Genomic DNA, 23,742 nt, shown 5'->3' on the forward strand with positions numbered 1-23,742 from the left:
GCCGCTGCGCCCAGCCTGCCAGACAACGTCTCGGTCTGGTTGCCGCGGGTATGCCGATGATCGTCTGGGAGGTGACATCCACCGCTCCCGACCAGCACCAACACCCATAGTGGTCATTTTTGGCATACGGTCGAAGAGTGCCCCGCACCAACCTGCGCCTCCCGCTGATCCTCGGCGCGCTGATTGTCGTCGCCGTCGTCACAGCACTCGTCTGGCCCAGCAGCCCAGCGCCGTCGTCGGTCACCACCGAACAGGTGCGCGTCCAGGTGCCCGCCGGGCCGGGCGACCCTGCACGGCTCACCCTCGACGCCACGCTCTACAAGCCCGCCACCACGCCCGCCCCCGCCGTGCTGCTGGCACACGGCTTCGGCGGCAGCAAGGACTCCGTGCACCGTGAGGCGGGCGAACTCGCCGAGCGCGGCTTCACGGTGCTGGCCTACTCGGCTCGCGGTTTCGGCCGCAGCGAGGGTCGGATTGGGCTGAACGCCCCCGAGTTCGAGGTCGCGGACGCCTCGGCGCTGCTGACCTGGCTCGCCGGGCGAACCGAGGTGTCCAAGGACGGCCCCGACGACCCGAGGGTCGGGGTGAGCGGCGGTTCCTACGGCGGTGCGCTGGCGCTGTTGCTGGCGGGCACCGACCGCAGGGTGGACGCGGTCGCGCCGGTGATCACCTACGCCGACCTCGCGGAGGCGTTGCTGCCCAACGCGGCGAGTACCGGTGCGGCGGCGGGCACACCTGCCGCGGTCGGCTACGGCGGTCCAGGCGTGTTCAAGCGGACCTGGGCGGGCAACCTGTTCTCCGCCGGTCTCGGACCGGCCCGTTCCGGCGTCGGCTCCTCTGCCGAGGCGCCGGAGGCCGGGCAGAACCGAGACGACGACGATGACCAGCCGACCGGTCCCGGTCAGGACGGCACAACGCCAGGCTCAGGGGACCAGGCGCCGACGGATGGGGGCCAGGACCAGACCGGCGCGGGCCAGGGCGATTCGGCAGCCGGAAACGGTGGAGCCCAGCCCGGTGGCCAAGACCAACAGGGGTCGCCGCGGCCTCAGCCGAACGCAGGCGGTCAACCTCAACCCGGTCAGCCTGGCGCGGGCTCCGGTCCCAGGCAGGCACCCACGGTCGATCCGTGCGGGCGGTTCCGACCGGAGGTGTGCCAGGCGTACACCGAATTGGCGACCACCGGGCAGGCCGGCCCGGCGACTCTCGACCTGCTGCGCTCCCGCTCCCCCGCGGCCGTGACCTCGAAGATCACGGCGCCGACGCTGCTGGTGCAGGGCGAGCAGGACACCCTGTTCGGGCTCGACCAGGCTGATGCCACCGCCCGCGCGCTCGCCGCGGCGGGCACCAAGGTCAAGGTGCACTGGTACGCGGGCGGCCACGACGGCGGCGTACCCGGCCCCGCGCTGCGCGGGCGGATCGCGGACTGGTTCGACTTCCACCTCGCCCACAAGGGCGCCGATCCCGGCACCGGTTTCAGCTACGACGTGCGCGGCGCGCTGCGCTCCGGCGGCGGCCCACAGGTCCGCACCGTCGACGCATCCGCGTACCCCGGCCTGACCGGCGGTACCACCGAACGCTCGGAACTCGCACTGGAGGGACCGCGCCAGCCGGTGCTCAACCCGCCGGGCGGCAACCCCGCCAGCCTGAGCTCGATCCCCGGCTTATCCGGCTCGCTCGGCGGCCTGTCGAGCCTGGCGGGCATCGGCATCGACCCGCCCGGCCAGGCAGCCCGGTTCAGCTCCGGCGAGTTGACCGATCGGGTGCTGGTCGCGGGCTCACCGACGGCCCGCATCAGAGTGACCGGTCCGCCGTCCACGGACGCCGTGTTGTTCGCGAAGCTCTACGACGTCGGCCCCGACGGCAGGCCCGCGCTGACCGGAGGCGCGGTGTCGCCGCTGCGGGTCCCCCTGCCCGCCACCGGAACGGCCGAGGTCACGGTCGGCCTGCCGGGCATCGTGCGGCCCATCGAGTCCGGCCACCGGCTGCTGCTCGTCGTGGCCAGCACCGACCAATCCTTCGCCTCTGCCAGCCAGCCCGCTGTGTACAGCGTGGAGGTGCTCGGCCCGATCTCGCTGCCGACGGTGCCCGGTGTCAGCGCCACCAGCCAGGTGCCGGTGTGGCCGCTGCTCGGCGTCGGCGGCATCGTGCTGGCGCTGGCGATCCTGGCCGTGGTCGCGGTGATCCGCAGGCGCCGCGCCGACGACTTCGACCCGGCGCTGGCCGAGGTGCCGCTGGTGATCAGCGACCTGTCGAAGTCCTACCGCGGCGGTGTGACCGCCGTTCAGGACTTGAGTTTCCGGGTGGAGCCCGGTCAGGTGCTGGGTCTGCTCGGCCCCAACGGCGCGGGCAAGACGACCGCGCTGCGGATGGCGATGGGGCTGGTGAAACCGACCGAGGGCGAGATCAGGGTGTTTGGCCACCGAGTGCACCCCGGCGCGCCGGTGCTGTCGCGCATCGGTTCATTCGTGGAGCGCGCCGGGTTCCTGCCGCACCTGTCCGGCATGACGAACCTGCGGCTGTACTGGGCCGCCACCGGCCGCCCCGAGGCCGAGGCCGATTTGGACGAGGCGCTGGAGATCGCGGGCCTTGGCAAGGCCGTGCACCGCAAGGTCGGCACCTACAGCCAGGGCATGCGGCAGCGGCTGGCGATCGCGCAGGCGATGCTGGGGCTGCCGGACCTGCTGGTGCTCGACGAACCCACCAACGGGCTCGACCCGCCGCAGATCCACGCGATGCGCGAGGTGCTGCGGCGCTACGCCGAGCGCGGGCGCACCGTGCTGGTGTCCAGCCACCTGCTGGCCGAGGTCGAGCAGACCTGTACGCATGTGGTCGTGATGCACCGCGGCACCGCGGTCGCCGCAGGACCCGTCGACGAAGTCACCGCCGACGGCGGCGAAGCCAGCTTCGGGGTGGACCGGCCGGAGGAGGCACTGGCCGTCCTCAGCGGACTCGGCGGGGTGTCCGATGTGCACGTCGAGGGCGACGGTCTGGTGCACGCCACCCTCAACGGCACCCCCCGCTCGGCGGTGGTCGCCGCGCTGGTGCGGGCGGGAGTCGCGGTGGAACACGCCGGGTCGCGCCGCAGGCTGGAGGATGCGTTCCTCCAGTTGGTGTCGCAGAGCAACGGATCGGGGGTCGGCTGATGAGCGCGGTGGAAGGTGCCGTCGAGGGCTACTCGCCGGGGCGGACGCTGCCGATCAGGGTGGAGTTCTCCCGGCAGTTGCGGCGGCTGCGGACGAAGCTGACCATCGGCTTCCTCGCGGTGCTGCCGTTCCTGCTGCTGCTCGCCTTCGAGTTGGGCCGGGACGACAGCGGCAGGCGCTCCGGTGGCCTGGTCGACCTGGCCACCGCCAGCGGGCTGAACTTCGTGGTGTTCACGCTGTTCGCCTCCGCCGGGTTCCTGCTGGTGGTCGTGGTGGCGTTGTTCTTCGGCGACACGATCGCCAGCGAGGCGTCCTGGTCGAGCCTGAAGTACCTGCTGGCCATCCCAATCCCGCGGCTGCGGCTGTTGCGCCGCAAGGCCGCGGTGGCCGGGCTGCTGTCGCTGCTCGGGCTGCTCGTGCTGCCCGCGGTGTCGCTGGCGGTCGGGGTGATCGCCTACGGCGGCGGCGATATGGTCACGCCCGTCGGTGAGGCGCTGCCGCTGGACACCGGGGCGTTCCGCATGCTGCTCGCGGTGTGCTACCTGGCCGTGCAGCTGAGCTGGATCGCCGGTCTCGCTCTGCTGCTGAGCGTGTCCACGGATGCCCCGCTGGGCGCGGTGGGCGGCGCGGTGCTGGTGTCGATCCTGTCGCAGATCCTCGACTCGATCACCGCGTTGGGCAGCCTGCGGGAATTCCTCCCGACGCACTACGCCATGGCCTGGGCGGATCTGCTGTCACTCCAGGTGGACTGGACGGAGATGGCGCAGGGCGCGTTCTCGGCACTGGCGTACTGCGCGGTGTTCACCCTGCTGGCGATCCGCCGCTTCGGCGACAAGGACATCACAAGCTGAAGTCCTTGTTCCACAAGGACTTCACGATTTCCGAGTGACGGGTGAAGTCGCGATAGACGGTCTCCCTCGTCGTCTCGCGGGCCTGGTGACCGCGAGCCCCGGCACCGCCGGGGCCGACCGGCCGCCCTGTGCGGCCGCGACCACAGGGAGACCGCTGTGTCGCATCGAAGGGAACGGAACAAGAAGCAGGAGCAGCGGCGGAGAACCACCGTGATGATCACGGATTTTACTTCTCGCGCTCGTCGCGGTCGGCAACCTCATCGAGCTGCTCGACCGGGCGAGCCTGTTGTATAGGCCCTGGCGACCCCCAGGCCTGGGCCGACCGGACAGCCCCCGCTGTCACTCCGTGTCTCGATGCGCGCAGCCGATCTTCGCCGTGTCCCCCACCCCTCCGGGACACGTATGTCCAGGTCAAGCCGACCGAGCCGCAAACGCCCGCTGGTGCAAGCGGCGGAACTCCTCGACCAGCGCCGATGGCGGGTAGCGGCCGTTGAGTCCGCTGGGGTTGGGCAGCACCCAGACGCGGGTCTCGCCCAGGCGCAGTGTCTGCTCTCCGACCGTGGCGGTGCGCTGGTCGAAGGCCATTCGGTAGACGCCGATGCCGACCAGCGCCAGCCAGGCGGGTGACAGCCGCGCCACCTTCTCGCGGAGGATGGTGCCGCCGCGGACGACCTCCTCCCGGGTCAGGTCCTTGGCGCCGACGGAGGCTCGGGCCACGACGTTGGTGAGGCCGAGTCCGTAGTCCAGCAGTTGAGTTTGCTCGTCGGGCCGGAGTTGCCGGGGCGTGAAGCCCGCCAGGTGCAGCGTGGGCCAGAACCGGTTGCCGGGCCGCGCGAAGTGGTGGCCGACCGCCGCCGACCACAGGCCGGGGTTGATCCCGCAGAACAGCACCGTGAGGTCGGGTGCCACCACGTCCGGCAGCACGCGGTCCACCGCGGCGGCCAGCTCCTCCTTGGTGGGCTTACTGGACACAGAACTCGTTGCCTTCGGGGTCGTGCATGACGATCCAGCGTTCGCCGAACTCCTCGCAGGTACGCACCACGGTGGCGCCCAGGTCGACCAGCAGGATGACGCGCTCCTCGATCCGGCGGTTGCGGTCCTCTGTGTTCTGGCTGCCCGCGGAGGCATTGATGTCCACATGCACCCGGTTCTTGGTGCTCTTGCCCTCGGCCACCCTCTGGAAGTACACCCTCGGTCCCCGGCCCTCGGGGTCCACGATGGCGCTCACGTGGCCAAACCGGTGCTCGGGGATGCCGCGGGCGCGCAGTGCGTCCTCCCAGGTGTCGAAGCCCTCCGGCGGCGGCTGCACGCGATAGTCCAGCGCGCGGGCCCAGAACTCGGCGAGGAGACGGGGCTCGGCGGCGTCGAAGGTGACCTGGATTCCCATCGCCATATCGATGACGCTACGGCGCCGCGCAACGGCCCGCAGGTCGGCGTACCGTCCCGCGTGGACGTCGACGGCGGGAGCATGCGATGGGCAGACCGGTGCACTTCGAGATCCACGCAGGCGACCCGGAGCGGGCGGTCCGGTTCTACGAGTTGGTGTTCGGGTGGGCCTTCCAGCGGTGGGAGGACAACCCGTACTGGATCATCCGAACCGGTGACGGCCCCGGCATCGACGGCGGGCTGCTCCCGCGCCGGGGCGACGCGCCCCTGCCGGGACAGTCGGTGAACGCCTTCGTGGTGACCGTGTCGGTCGCCAACTGCCAGGAGGCGGTGGACTCGGCGCTGGCCAACGGCGGTTCGGTTGCGCTGCCCAAGCAGGCCGTGCCGGGGGTCGGCTGGCTGGCCTACGTCAAGGACACCGAGGGCAACATCCTCGGCGTCATGCAGGACGACCCGAACGCGGCCTAGGCGTCCCAGCCCGCCGGGCGCCTGCTCTTCGGCAGTTTGCCCACGATGGCGCGGTAGGAGATGTCGACAAGCTCGCGTACCTCGTCGTCGGGCACCCCGGCGTCCAGCGTGACGCTGTTCCAGCCGTAGCGGCCGACGTAGGCGGAGGTGGTGATCGCCTCCGGGTACCGCTCACGCCACTCCCCCGCCTCCTCGGCGGTGCGACCGCACTTCACGCTGACGCCGTGACCGTTCATCCCGATGAACGCGAAGGCCTTGTCACCCACCTTGGCGACCAGTTCCTCCTCGCCCCACGGGTAGGTCTCCTCCGCACCCGGCTTGGCCAGGCAGTACTCGATGAGCTCGTCCACCGTCATGCCTTGGTCCTCCGCCGTTCCCAGACCGTCCAGAGGGGACGGTAGCCGTGACGGCTCCAGAACGGCACGGACAGCGGGTTGAAGACGCTGTAGTGCAACAGGCTGACCGGCACGCCGGAGCGGTCCAGGCGGTTGAGCACGGCCTCCACCAGCGCCGAGCCCACCCCGGTCCCCCGCTGGCCCGCGATCACCGACAGGCAGTCCACATAGGCGGGCCGGTAGCCGCCGACCATGGGTGCGATCCAGTCGGCGTGCTCCGGCGGCGACACCAGCGCGGTGCCGACGATCTTGCCCGCCCGCTCGGCCACCCAGGCCCAGGGCTGCGCGGTCTGCAGCGCCTCCAGCACGCTTTCCCGGATGCGGGTGCGGGTGAAGGAGCGCTCGGTGGTGGCGAGGAACTGCTCGGCGTAGCGGATCTCGGCCAGTCGCAGACCCACGATATCGCCGAGGTCGCCCGCGGTCGCCAGCCGGATCGTCACGTCGTTGGCGGGCGCGGCGGCTCGGCCGGTGCCGTTGCGGCGCACCGCGATGCTGGTCAGGGGCAGGAACCCGTGCCGGGTGAAGACCGGCGTGGTGGCCGTGTCCCGGCTGGGCCAGCTGATCACCGCGGAGACGTCGTCCTCGTTCTCGGGCACGTTGCTCAGCCAGCGCCCCAGCAGCTTGTCCAACCCCGCGATGGGCTCGCGTGCGCCAAGACACGCGGTGAGGTGGTGCTGCACGGCGGTGCCCCAGGTGAGTTCCGCAGCGCCTGCCGCGGGCCGCGCGATGCTGCGCACCCCGATCGCCACCGGCGCGTCGGTCTCATCCACCACGGTGATCCGCTTGGCGACATCGCCGGGCAGCGGAAGCGGCGCGGGCAGCATGTCATCCAGCCGCCTCAGCCGCCCCGCATGCTCCGCCTGCAGTCGCGCGATCTGCTCCAGATCGATTTGCACCACAAAGACTCCACACCATTCGATGTTGGTCTCACATCTGACCACCTCCCACCCGCACACGTCCACGGAAAGCGCCTGCTTTGTAGGAATGTGATCTTGACTCCGCAACAACCCGACCGCGGCTCGCCCCAGACCGTCATCATGACGCCCCGCGTCGACACCATGACGCCCCAGGAGATCATCATGACCCCCTGGGGCGAAACCGGAAGTCAGCTGCCCCCGATACACAGCCTAGCGCTGACCAGTGCGGTTGCCGCGCAACCGGTTTCCGACGCGTGGCGTGAGGCTTCCGACGCATGGCGAGACTCGTCCGAGGCGTGGCGAGACTCCGCACATGGAACGAGTGTTCCGCGTGGCGCAACTTCCGACGTGTCGGCCGGAGAACCCGGGGGGGGTGGCGGAGCGGGGTCGCGGACTCGAGCACCCTAGGTCCAGCTCCGCCGCACCTCTCCGGATCGGGTTCGGCCTACCTACCAACGCACAGCCCCCGCCCGCCCGGGGGGACGACCCCTCGGTCAGCCTATCGACCCGCTCGCCGATCGCGAAGCCGGTGAAGTGGATCTGTGGATGGCCGGGCCGGTTGTGGACAACACGCCGTGCGAGCGGGGTTGGGGAGCTTGGTGGTGTTTGTATTTGTGGTATGTGCCGCGTGCGGTGCCCGCGCGTCGGAATCGCGCGGGGTCAGGGGGTGGGGTCCTTGGCGGGTTGGGCAAAGCGGAGGTGGTTGCCGGAGGGGTCGCGGAAGGCGCAGTCGCGGCCGTAGAACTGGTCGATCGGTTCCTGGACGACCTCGGCGCCCGCGGCGCGCAGGCGTTCGAAGGTGGCGTCGCAGTCGTCGGTGTTGAAGATGATGCCGGGGGCCAGACCCTTGGCGATCATCGCGAGGACGGCCTCGCGGTCGGGGTTGGGCCCGTTGTGACCGCCGGGCGGGAGCAGTGCGATGTGCACGTCGGGCTGCGACTTCGAGGCGACAGTGATCCACCGCAGGTTCTCGAAGGCGGCATCGGCGGTGACCTCGAAGCCGACGACGTCCCGGTAGAAGGCCAGAGCGGCGTCCTGGTCGTGGACCCACAGGAAGGAGCAGGAGAGCTTCACGTTCATGGCACCGACGCTAGAGCGGCCGGGTGGGACGCGCTTCTCCATTCCTGATCGGCCTGCCCATCATCTTGGCGAAGCAAGCAGGCACCCCGATCGACGCGTCGTGGCGACGGGCCCGGTAGGCGCTGGGGCTCTCGCCGACCAACTCGGTGAAACGCGAGCTGAACGAGCCCAGCGAGGTGCAGCCCACTGCGAGGCACACCTCGGTGACCGACAGCTCGCCCCGCCGCAGCAAGTCCTTGGCCCGCTCGATGCGCCGCGTCATCAAATACCCATACGGCGTCTCCCCGTACGCCTCGCGGAAGAGCCGCGAGAAGTGGCCGGGCGACATCAGCGCCACCCGGGCAAGCGCGGGAACGTCCAGCGGACTCGCGTACTCGCGGTCCATGTGGTCCCGAGCCCGCCGCAGGAGCACCAGATCTTCGGTGTTCACCGGATGCCTGCCGCGTCCATGGCGCGGAGTTCCTTCTTCAGGTCGCTGATCTCGTCGCGGAGGCGGGCGGCCAGTTCGAACTGGAGGTCGCGGGCGGCATTCATCATCTGCGCGGACAGCTGGGCGACCAGGTCGGCCAGTTCGGCGCGGGGCATGGACTTGGCGTCCTTGCCCTCCAGCACGCCCGCACTGCGGCGGGCGCCGGGCTCGCCGGTCGCGCGCTTGCCGCGTGAGGCGTTGCGACCCGACCCGCCGACCGGGACGTCGCTGTCCTCGGCTTCGGCGTAGACCACGTCCAGGATGTCGGCGATCTTCTTGCGCAGCGGCTGGGGGTCGATGCCCCTTTCTCGGTTGTAGGCCATCTGCTTGTCGCGGCGGCGGTTGGTCTCGTCGATGGCGTGCCGCATGGAGTCGGTGACCTTGTCGGCGTACATGTGGACCTGGCCGGACACGTTTCGCGCGGCGCGGCCGATGGTTTGGATGAGGCTGGTGCCGGAACGGAGGAAGCCTTCCTTGTCGGCGTCCAGGATCGCCACCAGGGACACCTCGGGCAGGTCGAGGCCCTCCCGCAGCAGGTTGATGCCCACCAGTACGTCGAAGTCGCCGAGGCGGAGCTGGCGCAGCAGCTCGACGCGGCGGAGGGTGTCGACCTCGGAGTGCAGGTAGCGGACCCGGATGCCGAGCTCCAGCAGGTAGTCGGTCAGGTCCTCGGACATCTTCTTGGTCAGCGTGGTGACCAGCACCCGCTCGTCGCGTTCGGCACGCACCCTGATCTCGTGAACCAGGTCGTCGATCTGGCCCTCGGTGGGCTTGACGATCACCTCGGGGTCGATCAGACCGGTCGGGCGGATGACCTGCTCGACGAACTCGCCCTGGGCTTGGCCCATCTCGTAGGAGCCGGGTGTCGCGGAGAGGTACACGGTCTGGCCGATGCGGTCGGAAAACTCTTCCCAGGTCAGTGGGCGGTTATCCATGGCGCTGGGCAGGCGGAAGCCGTGTTCGACCAGGGTTCGCTTGCGGGAGGCGTCGCCCTCGTACATGCCGCCGATCTGTGGGACGGTCACGTGGGACTCGTCGATGACCAGCAGGAAGTCCTCGGGGAAGTAGTCGATCAGGGTGGCCGGTGCCGAGCCCGCGGGGCGGTCGTCGATGAAACGGGAGTAGTTCTCGATGCCGGAGCAGAAGCCGACTTGGCGCATCATCTCGATGTCGTAGGTGGTGCGCATGCGCAGCCGCTGCGCCTCCAGCAGCTTGCCCTGGCGCTCGAACTCCTCCAGTTGGTGGGCGAGTTCGGCCTCGATGTTTCCGATGGCCCTCTCCATGCGCTCCGGGCCCGCGACGTAGTGCGTCGCGGGGAAGATGCGCAGTTCGTCGACCTCGCGGACGACCTCGCCGGTGAGCGGGTGCAGGTAGTAGAGCTTGTCGACCTCGTCGCCGAAGAACTCGACGCGCACCGCGAGCTCCTCGTAAGCGGGGATCACCTCGACGGTGTCGCCGCGGACCCGGAAGCCGCCGCGGGAGAAGGCGATGTCGTTGCGGCTGTACTGGACGTCGACCAGCGCGCGCAGCAGCAGGTCGCGCTCGATCTGTTGGCCGACCTTGAGCTGGATCGACCGGTCGAGGTAGGACTGCGGGGTACCGAGGCCGTAGATGCAGGACACCGAGGCCACCACGATCGTGTCGCGGCGGGTCAGCAGGCTCATGGTGGCGGAGTGCCGCAGCCGCTCGACGTCCTCGTTGATGGAGGAGTCCTTCTCGATGTAGGTGTCGGTCTGCGGGACGTAGGCCTCGGGCTGGTAGTAGTCGTAGTAGCTGACGAAGTACTCCACGGCGTTGTCCGGGAAGAAGCCGCGAAGCTCGTTGGCCAATTGGGCGGCCAGCGTCTTGTTCGGTGCCATCACCAGCGTGGGCCGTTGCAGGCGCTCGACAAGCCAGGCGGTGGTGGCGGACTTGCCGGTACCGGTGGCGCCCAGCAGCACGGTGTCGCGCTCACCAGCGCGAACCCGACGTTCCAGCTCGTCGATGGCCTGCGGCTGGTCGCCTGCGGGCTGGTAGTCGCTGACCATGCGGAAGCGGCCGTCCGAGCGCGGGATGTCACCGATTGGGCGGAAGTCGCTGTGTGCGGTTACCGGGTTGTCTGCCACGGCTCCGAGAGTAGGCGCGGTGTCTGACAAAACGCAGCGGGGGCCGGTCTACGATTGCCCGATGAGCGGGTCCGGACACGGTGCGCATTCCGGAGTGCACGCTCCGAAGATCGAGCTTTTCGATCAGGAGCGAATGATCAACATCGATCCGAAGGGCTTCACCCGGCGGGTCGACGAATTCCAATGCACCCCGTATGGCCTTTACATGGCGCGGACCGTACCGGGTCATCCGAAGTTCGCCTATTGGCAATCGTGGTTTCTCCCGGCACTCGGCCTTCGGGTCACACGGTGGGACTGGCAGCCCGATGTGACACCGGAATGCGATTTGTACCTGGATGTCGTTGACATCGAGGTCGGCGCTTCCTGTTGGCGTACGACCGATCTGTACCTGGACATCACCGTGCGGGAAGGCGTCGGAATCACGGTGCTGGATGCCGACGAGCTGGCTGAGGCGGCAGCGCGCGGGCTACTTGACCCCGAGCAGGTGACACGCGCCCTGAGCTCCGCGTTCCGTGCCGTGGAGGGGATCAGCAGGCACGGGTATCACGCGATCAAGTGGCTTGCCGAACTACAGCAGCCTGTCACCTGGCGTGACAATGACTCACTCTAATGGATTAACTTCTTGTTCAGTCAACCGCCATAAGAGTTGAAAAGTCCATGATCACCCACACAGTAATGAATCCACAGTGATAGACGATGAAGAATATCGACCCCTCGTGTTACGTGCGTCCCACGTTCCAGCTAATGTTCCCGCGTGGGCGCGGTTATCACTCCTCAGTTGGTCGACGTAGTCGACACGGCCACCTCTGTGCGCAGTTACTCGTCGGGAACGACGCGCGTGCTGAGGAACTGCCGGCTTGAGCGCTGGGGTCTTCACCTGGAGTGCCCTACTCCGGAAGATCCGTTTGCCGAATCCGAGATCACCTGGCTGATTCCCGATCTCGGGCTCCGTTTGACCCAGCATCGGCCGCGGTCGCGGCATGCGAGGGTAGGGCCCAGCGTGTTGACCGCCGTGGTGATCCAGCACGATCACCGCGCCTGGCGCACCACCGACCTGTTGCTCGGCCTCGCGGTGCCCGGGGGCACCACGGCGCGGATCGTTCGCTCGGAGGAGTTCGCCGCCGCGGTCGCGGGCCGAGTCCTGCGCGCGGCGGACGCCGAGTACGCCCTCCGCACCGTGCATCGCACCCTGGAGGAGGTCAGCCGCCACCGCCACGACCTGAACTCCTGGCTGGCTCACCGTGGCATCTTCGACGTCTGGCCCCCGCTGTAACTCGGCTTGGGCGAGCCTCAGGAGTGCGTCCTCGCGTGCGAGCGCGTAGCCGCACTCCACGATGGCTCACGTTCGTGATGCTCGACAATGCGCCATGCCGCGCGGCACGCGAGTGAAGTACGACCACGTACTCAAACCGACTGAACTCGGGCGTGTGACCACCCGAGTGGAGCGTCTGCCGAAGGGGCCGCATGGCCTCTCCCGCAGGCAGGTGGAGGACTCGCAGCGGCAGCGCATTCTCGACGCGATGCTGGATGTCGTCGGCCACCCACGGCCATGTCGGAGCCACCGTCGCCCACGTGACCAGGGCGACCCGAGTCTCCCGCAGCGCCTTCTACCAACAGTTCGCCGACAAGAACGCCGCCTTTCTCGCCGCGTATGAGGCCTACGCCGGGGAGTTTCTCGGCAGGCTGGTCGAGGTCGGCAGCGCCGCGCCAGCGCCTGCCGAGGCGTTGGTCGCCTGCAATCGGCTTTTCGTGGATTGGGGCACTGACCGGCCACTCGCGGCGCGGGCGTTCATGATCGAGGTGTTCGCCGCGGGAGAGGAGGCGCTGCGCCGCCGCGACCGGGTCATGCGGCTGGGCCGCACGGTGTTCGTGCAGACCGCGGCGTGGATGCGCAGGGTCGACCCCGACCTGCCGCCGCTGCCGCCGTTCATCGGCCGCGCTGTTATCGCCGCCTCGTTCGAGCTTGCCGCCCAGGCGATCCGCGACCCCGACACGGCGGCCGAGGCCAGGCAGGCGCTGCTGCACGTCTGGGAGGTCGGCCTCACCGGGTGAGCGTCACGGGCGCCAACCGGCCGCGGCGGCCCATGCCTCGGTGCGCTCGGTCGCGGCGGAGAGCCAGCGCCCCGTGGTCTCGCCGACCGCGTCGGGGTCGCCCGCGTGCTGTTCGGCCGCCGTACGCTTCACCTCGGCGTACTCGTCCCGGGCAGCCGGGTCGGCGCGCAACCAGGCGGGGACCAACATGGCGTGGCGCCAGTCGGCGGCGCCCTCCTCGCGCAGGTACAGACGCGTCAAACGGCCGGGGTCGGCCGAGCAGTGCAGGCGCTTCGTCCGATCCGATGTCCGCTCCTCGTCGGGGTCCTCGAGCCGCGGGAAGCCCGCCTCGGTGAGCTGGTCGCGCAGTGCGTCGGCTTCGTCCATTGAGGACACCGTGAGCTGAAGGTCGATGACATCCTCCGCGGGCAGACCTGGCACCGCCGTGGAGCCGATGTGATCGATCCGCCGCGTCCCGATGATTCCTTGCAGCTTGCCGATCAGGCGCTGCGCGTCGGCGGACCAGGTGTCGTGGGGGTCGACCAGCGGCGGGCTGCCTGCCTGGGCGCACCGGTGCAGGCGCATATTGGCCTCGAACGGCACGAGCCGGTCGACCCAGAGCTTGTCGATCATCGGCAGTAGCTGGTCCACCCGGCCGTCGTTGGTCAGCAGCACGTCGGCCACGGCGCGGCGCTGGTCGTCGGTGGCCTGCGCGGCGATGCGGTCCCTGGCCTCCTGTTCGGTCATCCCGCGGTCGGCCACCAGCCGCCGGATCCGCTCATCCTCTGGCGCGGTGACGATCAGCACCAGGTGATAGGCGGGGGCAAGGCCGTTCTCCACCAGCAACGGGACGTCGTAGACAACGACGGCATCCGACGGCGCCTGGGCCATCAACTCCATGGTCCGCTCGCCTACCTTGGGGTGGATGATCGAGTTGAGGGTCTGGCGGGCCGCGGGATCGGTGAACACCTGGCGGGCCATCGCGGGCCGGTCCAGGGCTCCGTCCACACCGACGACCTCCGGGCCGAAAGCGGCCACGATCTCGTCAAGGCCGGGAGTGCCGGGGGCGACCACCTCGCGGGCGAGCTGATCGGCGTCGATCAACACCGCACCATGCTCCACCAGCCGGTTTGCCACTGTGGACTTGCCTGCGCCGATGCCGCCGGAGAGACCTACTCGCAACATGATGGCCAGTCTTTCAGACCCGGTCAGGCGCCGATCTTGCTCCATAAGGGTGAGGTGTGTTGCGTTGATCCGACACGCGGGGGGTTTCGCACGATCGTGGGCTCGTGCTGCGTAAGGTTGCGCCAACCCCTTGACATTGAGCAGCGGAGGACGGATGCCGAGGAGAGCGCAGCCGGGTCGCCACCGCCTGGGCACTCCGGGTCTCGTGCCCTGTGTCCGCTACCCCGCGGTGGCTCGTGCGCTGGCCGCGCGCAGGCAACGCTGGCTGACGATGCTGATCAGCCCGGCCAAGCACAGCCTCGGCGGACTGCGGCGCCGCGCCGCCAGCGCGGCCGTGGAACGAGCCTGGATACCCGCCACCGCCGCGGCGGCCTAGCGATCTTCCGGCCTCCGGTCGCGTTCCTTCAGCCGTTGCGGCGAACGAACGCGGTGCGAGATCTCAGAGCCGATGCGATCGGGCCGACCGCGCCTTGACGACAACCGGAGCGCGTGGGTGTTGGGCTGCCGGAAGCAGACGTCTGTGAGCACCACAACCCGGTCGCCCATGGGGCCCCGAGCTGCACTTCCACCGCCTACCCGCGAGTTTCCGCTTCGTCCGTGTGTACAGGTCGCGGTCGGCCCGCAGCCGGTCGCGGACGCGCAAGGTGCGGTCGATCTCTGAGCTCATCGCGGCTTCTCCTGCACCCGGGTCGACGAGAGCCCACGATTGCCCTCAGCGATAGGTCATTCGTTGCGGGTGCTCGAACGCGCATTGCCACCGACACAGCGCGCGTGGACGGGTCGCCGTTGCGATTCTTCGGCTTCGACCCGGGCTGCGGCAGCGCCCGTGTCGTTCGGATCGCAGCAAACAGCGGAACAGCTAAACCAAGCCCGCGTGCGGCGGCAAGCCGACGGTCGGCTAGTAGCCCATGGCGCTGAGGATGCGGTCGCCGAGCTTCGTGGTCGTCTCGGTGGCGCGTTCTTCCGGCAGGGTGCCGTTGGTGAGGCTGATCAGCAGCGTGAGCTTGTCCTTGCCGTAGACCAGCACCCGTTCCTTGGGGCTCCACATGAGCACGGCCTCGCGTTTGCCGACCTGCACCTGGTTGTGCTGGGCGCCGTCGGACTGGAGCGTGCCGACGGTCTTGTCGAGACGTCCCTTGGCCGCGTCGGGGTTGGCGTACAGCGCCAGCGCGATGATCAGCTTCGCCGAATTGAGCTGGCGGTTCTCCGCCATGCCGTAGTAGCAGGTGATCCGGCCGGTCAGCTCGATCTTGGGTTCGGGGACGCCGACGATGTCACGGGACGGCCCCGCCAGTTTGGCCTGCAGGACCTGCTCCAGGTCCTCCGGCATGATCACTTCGAGGCATTCCTGCGGAAGCTGGGAGATCTTGGGCGGCGCGGTGCTCCGGTTGTCCTCGGAGAACGTCGGGATCGGCGGCGCCGCCTGTGAACCGCTCTGACCGCCGCCCGCGCAGCCGGTGACCAGCGCTGCCACCACAAGCAGCGCCAACGCGAACGCGCTTCGTGCGCTGACCATGCTCAGACGCTAGTTGGTGCTGATCAAAAACGGGAGCACCCACACCCGAATGCGAGTGTGGGTGCCCCGAACGGATTACTACGTGATCACACGCCGCCGGAAAGCTTCTCGCGGAGCGCGGCCAGCTGCTCGTCGCTGGCGAGCGTGCCGCCGGACTCCCCACCCGAGGAGTAGTTGCCGCCCGCGGGCGCACCGGAGCCGCCGCCGCCCTGCGGAGCGGCGCCACCCTCGGCGCTGTCGCCCGCAGCCGCCGCCTCGGCCTCTGCCTCGGCAGCCTTCGCGACCTGCTTCATGTGCGCCTGGTAGCGGGTCTGGGCCTCGGCGTACTGCCGCTCCCACTCCTCGCGCTGCTTCTCGAAGCCGTCCTTCCAGTCGTTGGTCTCCGGGTCGAATCCCTCGGGGTAGATGTAGTTCCCCTCGTTGTCGTACTCGGCGGCCATGCCGTACTGGGTCGGGTCGAACTCCGAGTCGGCGGTGAAGCCCTCGTTCGCCTGCTTCAGCGACAGCGAGATGCGGCGACGCTCCAGGTCGATGTCGATGACCTTGACCATGACGTCGTCGTTGACCTGGACGACCTGCTCCGGGATCTCCACGTGGCGCTCGGCCAGCTCGGAGATGTGCACCAAGCCCTCGATGCCCTCGTCGACCCGCACGAACGCACCGAACGGCACCAGCTTGGTGACCTTGCCGGGCACGATCTGGCCGATCGCGTGGGTGCGGGCGAACTGACGCCACGGGTCTTCCTGGGTGGCCTTCAGCGACAGGGAGACGCGCTCGCGCTCCATGTCGACGTCGAGCACCTCGACGGTGACCTCGTTGCCGACCTCGACGACCTCGCTCGGGTGGTCGATGTGCTTCCAGGACAGCTCGGAGACGTGCACCAGACCGTCCACGCCACCCAGGTCCACGAACGCACCGAAGTTGACGATCGAGGAGACCACACCCTTGCGGACCTGGCCCTTCTGCAGCTGGTTGAGGAACTCGCTGCGGACCTCGGACTGGGTCTGCTCCAACCAGGCGCGGCGGGACAGAACCACGTTGTTGCGGTTCTTGTCCAGCTCGATGATCTTGGCCTCGATCTCGCGGCCGACGTAGGGCTGGAGGTCGCGCACGCGGCGCATCTCCACCAGGGAGGCGGGCAGGAAGCCACGCAGGCCGATGTCCAGGATGAGACCACCCTTGACGACCTCGATGACGGTGCCCTTGACCGGCTCGTCCTTCTCCTTGAGGGCCTCGATGGTGCCCCAGGCGCGCTCGTACTGGGCGCGCTTCTTGGAGAGGATCAGTCGTCCCTCCTTGTCCTCCTTCTGGAGAACGAGGGCCTCGACGTGGTCGCCGACGGTGACGACCTCGGCCGGGTCGACATCGTGCTTGATCGACAGCTCGCGGGAGGGGATGACGCCCTCGGTCTTGTAGCCGATGTCGAGCAGCACTTCGTCACGGTCGACCTTGACGATGGTGCCTTCCACGATGTCGCCATCGTTGAAGTACTTGATGGTCTTGTCGACGGCGGCGAGGAAGTCCTCCTCCGTCCCGATGTCATTGATTGCGATCTGTGGCCTCGTGGCGGTGTTGTTCGCTGCGGAGGCTGGGACGGCGGTGGTGTCGATGGACATTAGGTGGGTTGCTCCGGTACGGATTGTTTTGTAGACGGATGGACAGGTCACACGGCGAGTTCACGTGCGCCGGCCGACATCAACCTAACGAAAAGCCAATGGGGCGCGACGAGCGCCCACCCGAGATCAAAAACCCTGGGTAGAGCGAACTCACAGCGCGATCGGTATGGTACGCGCCCGCTTGGAGGGCGGCAAACTCGGCCGGGCATGATCGGTGACCGCTGTATTCCCCGACAGGACCAGGGAGCAGGTTGGTGAGCGACACCGGTTCGGACCCGTCTACGCTCGGACACGACGACAGACACGCCACCGCGGAGGCGTTACTCGGCACCTCCGGCATCGTGCGGAGATTGGTGACCGAATCGGAGTCCCAGGCGGCGAGCGCGGCGTGGTGGGACGCTGACGCGGACGACTACCAGGCAGAACACGGTGACTTCCTCGGTATGAGCGACTTCGTCTGGTGCCCGGAGGGGCTGCGGGAAGCCGATATCGGCCTGCTGGGCGACATCGGCGGAGCCCGCGTGCTGGAGGTGGGCGCGGGCTCGGCCGCCTGCGCGCGGTGGCTGGCGACCCAGGGGGCGTATGCCGTCGCGTTGGATCTGTCGGAAGGAATGCTGCGGCACGCCTCGGCGGGGGCGGAAGAAACGGGCATCGCGGTACCACTCGTACGGGCCAGCGCGACGCAGTTGCCGTTCACGCAGAATTCATTCGATATCGCCTGCTCCGCTTTTGGCGCCGTTCCGTTCGTCTCCGATCTCGGCGCCGTGATGAGCGAGGTCGCGCGCGTGCTGCGGCCGGGCGGCCGGTGGGTGTTCGCGGTCACCCACCCGATCCGCTGGATCTTCCCTGACGAGCCCGGCCCGCGCGGCCTCACCGCGGCGATGTCGTACTTCGACCGCACGCCGTATGTCGAGGTGGACGACGACGGCAGGCCGACCTATGTGGAGCACCACCGCACGGTGGGGGATTTCGTGCGGGCGATCACCGGTGCGGGCATGATTTTGGACGACCTGATCGAACCGGAATGGCCGGAGGGGCACACCAGGGTGTGGGGACAGTGGAGCCCGCTGCGCGGCGAGTTGTTTCCCGGTACGGCGATCTTCTGCTGCCGCAGCCAATGACCGCGAGAGCTCTGCTCACGGCGCAGGCGGCGGCGTTCGCCGACCTCGATCCGCTGCTGCCGCCGCCTGCCCCGCCACCGGATGGGGACGTGATCACCGCGAAGCTGCCCGGCGGCGGCCGGGTGGCGGCGACGGTGGCCACGCACAGCATCCCGCCGGGAACCATCGCCTCGCTGTGGTCGGCGCGCACGGTGTTCGAACTGACGCCGCTGACCGGCGCGTCCGGCGGTGCGGGGATGGACGCGGTGCTCGGCGTGTGGCGGGACCGCATGGGGCGGCTCGGCCCGCAGACCGGTGAGTCCGCCGCGATCGTGACCTGGCCCAGCCGTGATGCCGGGGCCACTCGGGCGTTCCTGGACCACGGCTTCGCGCCGTTGTCGGTGCTCGCGGTGCGCCCTCCGCTTCCCGCGGCGGACTTCGACGGCGGGGTGGTCGTGCGCCGGGCCGGCCAGCGTGACCTGGAGCCGCTGATCGACCTGGCGATGGCGGAGCACGCGTACAGCACGCAGGTCGGCGGGGCTTACCCGCGGGCGGATGCCGCCGAGCTCAAGCGCGGCACCTTGCGGAGGCGGCTGGAGACCGACGCGCCGGTGTGGCTCGCCGAACGCGATCGCGGGATCGTCGGGATGGCGGAGTGCGACTGGACCGACGCGTCGCCGGGCAGTTGGGCGGGCGGTCGGCTGCCCGCGGGCCGCTGGGGCTATGTCAACTGCGTGGCGTCGGTACCCGCGCAGCGCGGCGGCGGCATCGGCCGCGCGCTGATGGCGGTGGCCCACGAGGAGTTCCGCCGCGGCGGTGCGCGCGGCTGCTATTTGTACTTCAACCCGGCCAACCCGCTGTCGTCGGTGTTCTGGCCTCGCCAGGGCTACCGCCCGCTGTGGACGCTGTGGGAAATCCGCCCCGCCGACGCTCTCCGCTGACCACCCGCCTCCCTGGGGGCGCATGGTGTCGCCCTGCGTCGTCATCATGCGCCCCTAGGCGATCATGATGACGCCCTGGGGCGTATTTGTGGCGAGCTGCCCCCGACTCGATTCTCGCAGGTCAGAGGCGCTGGGCGGGGCAGCGACACGATTCGTGTGGGAGAGCTGGGAGCGGGCGGGAGAGCTCGGAAGGCGGGGCGTTCGGCCGGCAATCGCCGCTGGGACGGCGTGGGTGTTGAGCACTCGCGAGTGCGGATCGGAGAGGCGGTTGAGAACCGGGGGCAGCCGACTGGTGGTCGGCGGCTGCGTCCTGCTGGGGGTGACTCCCGCCGTGGGCGGCGGACATCGGGTGATGGCCGTCGGTGGACAGCGGGACCGCCGCCAGCTTCCCGGTCGTCGCCGGTTGGCAGAGGACCTCGGCAGGCGGCGGGCACTCAGTAGCTGGGAGACCTCGGCGGCCGGGCATCGGCAGGACCGGGCATCAGCCAGCGGCTGGCCTAAGCAGGCGTGGGCACTCGGTAGCTGGGGGACCTCGACTGCCGGGCATCGGCAGGCAACGGGCATCAGCCGGCAGCTGGCCTGGGCAGGCAGCGGGCATCAACGGGCGGGCCTCGGGGGTGCCGTCGCGCATCTTCTTGGAGTAGTCGCAGAAGATCGTTGAGGCTAGCTGCGGGAGAAGAAGGCACCGGCAGCGGATTTCGGTGGGCGGCAGTTCATGCGGTAGCGGCGGATGGCGTGGGGTTGTCGCGGCGGCGTCCTTGTGGGGCGTGAGTCGTTTATCACCTCGGCGGGAGTTCGCAGGTAGATCCGAGCTTCCTTCGGGATAGGGGTCACTGCGGGGTGGACGCGGATGGGGGCGCTCGGTCAGTCTTTGTACTGACCGGTCAGTACAAAGGACTTGGAGGTCGGCGGTGGAGATTCGGGGCGACGGCATGCGGGTGAGTGGGCGGCGTGGCGAGTTGCTGCCGTCGACGACTCTGCGGGCGGTGGGCGCCGAGGTTCTCCTGGTCTCCGGGGCGACGCAGACGGCTCGGACGGCGTTGAGCCTGGTGTTGGGGGGCAGGCTGCGGCTGACCGAGGGTGAGGTGCTTCTCGACGGGCGGTCGGGGGTGGAGCGGCGGCTGCGAGACGTGGTGGCGCTGGTTGATGTGCCGGGGGTGACCGAGCCCGAGGGTGCGATGACACTGGCGGAGGCTGTTGGCGAGGAACTGTGCTTTGCGGGGCAGCGCAGTGGTGCCAAGGCCGTTGCGGAGTGGCTGGATGGGCGGGATGCCGGGGAGTACTCGGGCACCCGATGTGACGGCCTGCCTGGGGTGGTGCGGACCCGGCTGTTCGCCGAGTTGGCCACGCTGCGGGCGGGGGTGACGACGTTGGTGTTGGATTCGCCCGACCGGCATGGTTCGCGGCCGACGGAGTGGTTCGGGGTTGCGCGCACCTGGGCCAATCGCGGGTACTGCGTGATCGCGGTGTGTCCGCGGGCGGATGCCAAGGCGTTGCCGCTGCCTGTCACGGCCATCGGTGCACAACCGCCTGGGGGCACGGGCGCGGCCGGTGAACGCATGTCCGGCACGGGGAGAGCGGCGGATGAAAGCCCGCCGGGAACGTCTTCCTCCAGTGCTGTCGGTGGGTGCGGTGTTGGCCCGTCCACTGTTGGCGGCCCGACCGGTGCTGGCGGCGCCTCTGGTGCTGGTGGCCCGTCCAGTGCTGTGGGCACCTCCGGTGTTGGTGGCGCGGCGGAGGCGGAGAGCCCGCCGGAGGTTGGTGGGGCGCCTTCGCCTTATGACACGGAATCGACTCGGCCGCTCGCGTCGCTGTCCCCGCTGGAGCAGGGGTTGATCAGCGCGGGGCAGCCGCATCCTGAGCCAAAGGAGCAGCAGTGAAATCCCTCCGCATCGCACGTCAGGAGCTGCGCAGGCTGCTGTCGGGAAGCTTCAGCCGGATCGCGGTGATCGGGATCGCGATCATTCCGCTGATCTACGGCGCCCTGTACCTGTACGCGAACTGGGATCCCTACAGCAGGCTGAACCAGATCCCGGCCGCGCTGGTGGTGGCCGACCGGGGCGCGCAGACGCCGGACGGCAAGGAGATCAACTTCGGGGACCGAGTGGCGGAACGGGTGGTCACGACCGGGACGTTCGGGTGGCAGCGGGTTTCGGCGGAGGAGGCCGAACAGGGGGTGCGTGATGGCACGTATGGGTTCGCGTTGTCGGTGCCGCCGGACTTCTCGGCGGCTTTGGGGTCGGTGAGCGAGTTCAACCCGCGGCAGGCGCAGATCATCGTCACCACCAACGACGCCAACAACTTCCTGACCACGACCTATGCCACGACGATGAGCAACGAGTTGCGGCGGGCGGTGGCGGCGGAGGCGGGTACCGAGGCGGCGAACCGGATGCTGTTGGGTTTTGGGGAGCTCTACGACAAGACCAGGCAGGCCGCTGACGGGGCGGATCAGGTCGCGGCGGGGGCGAACAAGCTGCTGGCCGGGCTGGGCGGCAGCGGGATGGACGGGGTCGTCAAGCTGGAGGACGGCTCGGGGCAGTTGGCTGCCGGGCTGGACACGTTGCGGGACAAGACCGCCGGGATGCCCGCGGACACGCGGCGGCTGGCCGATGGGGCCGAGAAAGTCGCGGCGGGCAACCGGAAGCTGGCCGATAGCCAGGCGCAGATGTGCGCCGCGCAGGGGGAACTCGCTCGCAGGCTCAACCCGATCGCCCAGCTCGATCCGAACCTGGGTGGGCCGCTGACGAAGCTGGCCGCGGCCTGCGAGCAGCAGCTTGCCGGGCAGCGGCAGGTGGCCGAGGGCTCGGCGCAGGTCGCGGCGGGTGCGGAGAAGCTCGCGGACTCCTCCCCCGCGCTCACCGCGGGCATCGCCAAGTCGGCGACCGGCGCCGAGCAGCTGCACCAGGGCATGGCTCGGCTGCACGGCTCGATGACCGAGGCCACCACCGGCGTTTCCAAGCTGGCGGAGGGCAGCGAGGCGTTGCGCACCGCGCTCGCGGGCGGCGCCGACACGATCCCGCACCCGGACCAGCAGCACCGCGAGGCGACCGCCAACACCATCGGCGATCCGCTGGGGATCAACCGGCTGTCACAGGCCAAGGCGGGCAGCTACGGCGCGGGGCTGGCGCCGTTCTTCATGGCGCTGGCGTTGTGGGTGGGTGCGTTCACGATCTTCATGCTGGTCCGCACGCTGAACCCGCGTGCGCTGGGGCGCTCGGTGTCGTCGGTGGCCACGGCGGTCGGCGGGTGGCTGCCCGCGGCGGCGGTCGGGTTTGTGCAGGCCACCCTGCTGTACGGCATCGTCACCTGGGGGCTGGGGCTGCACTCGGCGCATCCGCTGGGGACGTATGCGTTCCTGCTGCTGGTGTCGCTGGGCTTCACTGCCTTCCTGCATGGGCTGATCAGCCTGTTCGGCATGGTCGGGCGGTACCTCGCGCTGATCATCCTGGTACTCCAGCTGATCTCCGCGGGCGGCACTTTCCCCTGGCAGACCACGCCGGAACTGGTGCATCCGCTGCACTTCCTGCTACCGATGGGCTACATCGTGGACGGGCTGCGCAGGCTCATCTATGGCGCGGACCTGGCCAACCTGGTTACCTCGGTTGGCGTGCTGCTGTGCTACCTCGCCATCGGGCTCATCCTGTCCACAGTGGCCGCTCGGAGGCAGCGGATGTGGACGCAGGTGGGGCTCCGCCCGGAGCCGGTCGTATGACGGCGGCGACGGGCACGGCGAAGCAGCGGCTGTTCGACGCGACGCTGCTGCTGGTCGGCGAACGCGGTGTCGCGGGGGTGAGCGTGGACGAGATCGCGGCCAAGGCGGGCGTCGCGAAGGGGACGGTGTACTACAACTTCGGCAGCAAGGACGGTCTGATCGACGCGCTGCTGCGCTACGGGATGGGCCTGATCCGGGAGCGGCTGTCCAAGGTGGAGCAAATCGACGACCCGGTCCTGGCGGTACGGCGGCTGGTGGAGGGCTCGCTGGCGTTCTTCGCACAGTACTCGGCGTTCGCGCAGCTACTCGTCGGCGAGATGTGGCGGACGCCGAGCGCGTGGCGGGAGACGCTGGAGTCGGTGCGCGCCAACATCACCGGGGTGATCGAGGGTGTCCTGCGCGGTTTAGCGGATCGGCTGCCCGCGGGGGTCGATCCGAAGCTGGCGTCGAGCGCCTTGTTCGGCACGCTGCTGGCGGTGGCGCTGGACTGGCGGGTGTTCAACCCGGAACGCAGCAGCGAGGAGGTCGCGGACTCGGTGATGCTGCTGCTCCGGGGCCTTACCGCCCGGTGACCTCACCGCCCCATGACCTCGATGCGCCTTGCGCTGGAGTTGCCGCGTCGGGGCCGTTGATCACGCTACGAGTCCCCGGGCCACAGAGCCGGGCGACGCGGGCAGGTACCGCAACGCCGTGGCCGCCTCCGGTAGCCGCCCGGCCGGATGGTGCCCTCGAGGTTCAGCGGTCGCCCTTGCCTCATCCCCGCCGCGACTCATCCGCTGATCGAGTTCTCGGCGCTCAGTGCGGGCATCGGCGGCACCCGCGACTGG

General features: G+C 69.3%; 22 protein-coding genes. 12 read left to right on the forward strand and 10 right to left on the reverse strand.

Annotated features, from left to right (window positions below):
* Positions 1-137: 137 nt before the first annotated feature.
* Both ACU6XJ_RS00515 and ACU6XJ_RS00520 read left to right on the forward strand, forming a co-directional pair.
* Positions 138-3,143 (forward strand): alpha/beta fold hydrolase, encoded by a 3,006-nt coding sequence (locus ACU6XJ_RS00515; protein WP_476305643.1) that lies wholly within the window; start codon positions 138-140, stop codon positions 3,141-3,143.
* Positions 3,143-3,994, forward strand: a complete 852-nt coding sequence (locus ACU6XJ_RS00520; protein WP_476305646.1) for an ABC transporter permease — start codon at positions 3,143-3,145, stop codon at positions 3,992-3,994. The genes ACU6XJ_RS00515 and ACU6XJ_RS00520 overlap by 1 nt, the downstream gene beginning before the upstream one ends.
* 411 nt (positions 3,995-4,405) lie before the next feature.
* On the opposite strand, the gene mug is transcribed toward ACU6XJ_RS00520, so the two are convergent.
* Positions 4,406-4,966: a G/U mismatch-specific DNA glycosylase gene (mug, locus tag ACU6XJ_RS00525; protein ID WP_476305647.1), complete on the reverse strand. Its 561-nt coding sequence runs from the start codon at positions 4,964-4,966 to the stop codon at positions 4,406-4,408.
* A complete protein-coding gene (locus ACU6XJ_RS00530) occupies positions 4,956-5,387 on the reverse strand; it encodes a VOC family protein (protein WP_476305650.1) in 432 nt (143 codons plus the stop codon). The genes mug and ACU6XJ_RS00530 overlap by 11 nt, the downstream gene beginning before the upstream one ends.
* Positions 5,388-5,467: 80 nt before the next feature.
* Between ACU6XJ_RS00530 and ACU6XJ_RS00535 the strand changes: the two genes are divergently transcribed.
* Positions 5,468-5,848 (forward strand): VOC family protein, encoded by a 381-nt coding sequence (locus ACU6XJ_RS00535; RefSeq protein ID WP_476305653.1) that lies wholly within the window; start codon positions 5,468-5,470, stop codon positions 5,846-5,848.
* Here the strand turns inward: ACU6XJ_RS00535 and ACU6XJ_RS00540 are convergent.
* The 5 genes from ACU6XJ_RS00540 to uvrB all read right to left on the reverse strand — a co-directional run bounded on the left by ACU6XJ_RS00540 (position 5,845) and on the right by uvrB (position 10,814).
* Positions 5,845-6,204, reverse strand: a complete 360-nt coding sequence (locus ACU6XJ_RS00540; RefSeq protein ID WP_476305654.1) for an MmcQ/YjbR family DNA-binding protein — start codon at positions 6,202-6,204, stop codon at positions 5,845-5,847. The genes ACU6XJ_RS00535 and ACU6XJ_RS00540 overlap by 4 nt on opposite strands.
* On the reverse strand, positions 6,201-7,142 hold the full coding sequence (locus ACU6XJ_RS00545; protein WP_476305657.1) for a GNAT family N-acetyltransferase: 942 nt from the start codon (positions 7,140-7,142) through the stop codon (positions 6,201-6,203). Before ACU6XJ_RS00545 ends, ACU6XJ_RS00540 begins: the two co-directional genes overlap by 4 nt.
* Before the next feature lie 678 nt (positions 7,143-7,820).
* Positions 7,821-8,240 carry a VOC family protein gene (locus ACU6XJ_RS00550; protein WP_476305660.1) on the reverse strand — a complete coding sequence of 140 codons (420 nt, stop codon included), beginning with the start codon at positions 8,238-8,240 and terminating at the stop codon, positions 7,821-7,823.
* 10 nt (positions 8,241-8,250) lie between these two features.
* Positions 8,251-8,670: a helix-turn-helix transcriptional regulator gene (locus ACU6XJ_RS00555; RefSeq protein WP_476305663.1), complete on the reverse strand. Its 420-nt coding sequence runs from the start codon at positions 8,668-8,670 to the stop codon at positions 8,251-8,253.
* Positions 8,667-10,814, reverse strand: coding sequence for an excinuclease ABC subunit UvrB (gene uvrB, locus ACU6XJ_RS00560; protein ID WP_476305665.1), 2,148 nt, complete (start codon positions 10,812-10,814; stop codon positions 8,667-8,669). Before uvrB ends, ACU6XJ_RS00555 begins: the two co-directional genes overlap by 4 nt.
* Before the next feature lie 61 nt (positions 10,815-10,875).
* On the opposite strand from uvrB, the gene ACU6XJ_RS00565 reads away from it, so the two are divergent.
* The 3 genes from ACU6XJ_RS00565 (at position 10,876) to ACU6XJ_RS00575 (ending at position 12,866) form a co-directional block, all read left to right on the forward strand.
* A complete protein-coding gene (locus ACU6XJ_RS00565) occupies positions 10,876-11,424 on the forward strand; it encodes a DUF402 domain-containing protein (RefSeq protein WP_476305667.1) in 549 nt (182 codons plus the stop codon).
* A gap of 390 nt (positions 11,425-11,814) precedes the next feature.
* Positions 11,815-12,087: a DUF402 domain-containing protein gene (locus tag ACU6XJ_RS00570; protein WP_476305668.1), complete on the forward strand. Its 273-nt coding sequence runs from the start codon at positions 11,815-11,817 to the stop codon at positions 12,085-12,087.
* Positions 12,088-12,386: 299 nt separating this feature from the next.
* The gene (locus tag ACU6XJ_RS00575) at positions 12,387-12,866 is read left to right on the forward strand and encodes a TetR/AcrR family transcriptional regulator (protein WP_476305671.1); all 480 of its coding nucleotides are present in this window, start codon (positions 12,387-12,389) and stop codon (positions 12,864-12,866) included.
* Positions 12,867-12,869: 3 nt separating this feature from the next.
* On the opposite strand, the gene coaE is transcribed toward ACU6XJ_RS00575, so the two are convergent.
* A complete protein-coding gene (gene coaE, locus ACU6XJ_RS00580) occupies positions 12,870-14,030 on the reverse strand; it encodes a dephospho-CoA kinase (RefSeq protein WP_476305674.1) in 1,161 nt (386 codons plus the stop codon).
* Positions 14,031-14,184: 154 nt separating this feature from the next.
* On the opposite strand from coaE, the gene ACU6XJ_RS00585 reads away from it, so the two are divergent.
* Positions 14,185-14,406, forward strand: coding sequence for a hypothetical protein (locus ACU6XJ_RS00585; RefSeq protein ID WP_476305677.1), 222 nt, complete (start codon positions 14,185-14,187; stop codon positions 14,404-14,406).
* A gap of 522 nt (positions 14,407-14,928) precedes the next feature.
* Here ACU6XJ_RS00585 and ACU6XJ_RS00590 read toward each other — a convergent pair.
* Entirely contained in the window at positions 14,929-15,546 is a 618-nt protein-coding gene (locus tag ACU6XJ_RS00590) for a hypothetical protein (protein WP_476305678.1), read from the reverse strand.
* Positions 15,547-15,632: 86 nt separating this feature from the next.
* Positions 15,633-17,162, reverse strand: coding sequence for a 30S ribosomal protein S1 (gene rpsA, locus ACU6XJ_RS00595; protein WP_476305681.1), 1,530 nt, complete (start codon positions 17,160-17,162; stop codon positions 15,633-15,635).
* Between the two features lie 251 nt (positions 17,163-17,413).
* On the opposite strand from rpsA, the gene ACU6XJ_RS00600 reads away from it, so the two are divergent.
* The 5 genes from ACU6XJ_RS00600 (at position 17,414) to ACU6XJ_RS00620 (ending at position 23,487) form a co-directional block, all read left to right on the forward strand.
* Positions 17,414-18,283, forward strand: a complete 870-nt coding sequence (locus ACU6XJ_RS00600; protein WP_476305683.1) for a class I SAM-dependent methyltransferase — start codon at positions 17,414-17,416, stop codon at positions 18,281-18,283.
* Positions 18,280-19,203: a GNAT family N-acetyltransferase gene (locus ACU6XJ_RS00605; protein ID WP_476305685.1), complete on the forward strand. Its 924-nt coding sequence runs from the start codon at positions 18,280-18,282 to the stop codon at positions 19,201-19,203. Before ACU6XJ_RS00600 ends, ACU6XJ_RS00605 begins: the two co-directional genes overlap by 4 nt.
* Positions 19,204-20,114: 911 nt before the next feature.
* Complete coding sequence (locus ACU6XJ_RS00610) at positions 20,115-21,083, forward strand: hypothetical protein (protein WP_476305687.1); 969 nt, start codon at positions 20,115-20,117, stop codon at positions 21,081-21,083.
* On the forward strand, positions 21,080-22,915 hold the full coding sequence (locus ACU6XJ_RS00615) for a YhgE/Pip family protein (protein WP_476305689.1): 1,836 nt from the start codon (positions 21,080-21,082) through the stop codon (positions 22,913-22,915). The genes ACU6XJ_RS00610 and ACU6XJ_RS00615 overlap by 4 nt, the downstream gene beginning before the upstream one ends.
* Positions 22,912-23,487: a TetR/AcrR family transcriptional regulator gene (locus tag ACU6XJ_RS00620; protein WP_476305692.1), complete on the forward strand. Its 576-nt coding sequence runs from the start codon at positions 22,912-22,914 to the stop codon at positions 23,485-23,487. Before ACU6XJ_RS00615 ends, ACU6XJ_RS00620 begins: the two co-directional genes overlap by 4 nt.
* Positions 23,488-23,742: the final 255 nt, after the last annotated feature.

The sequence above is a fragment of the Actinorectispora metalli genome, assembly GCF_056323685.1.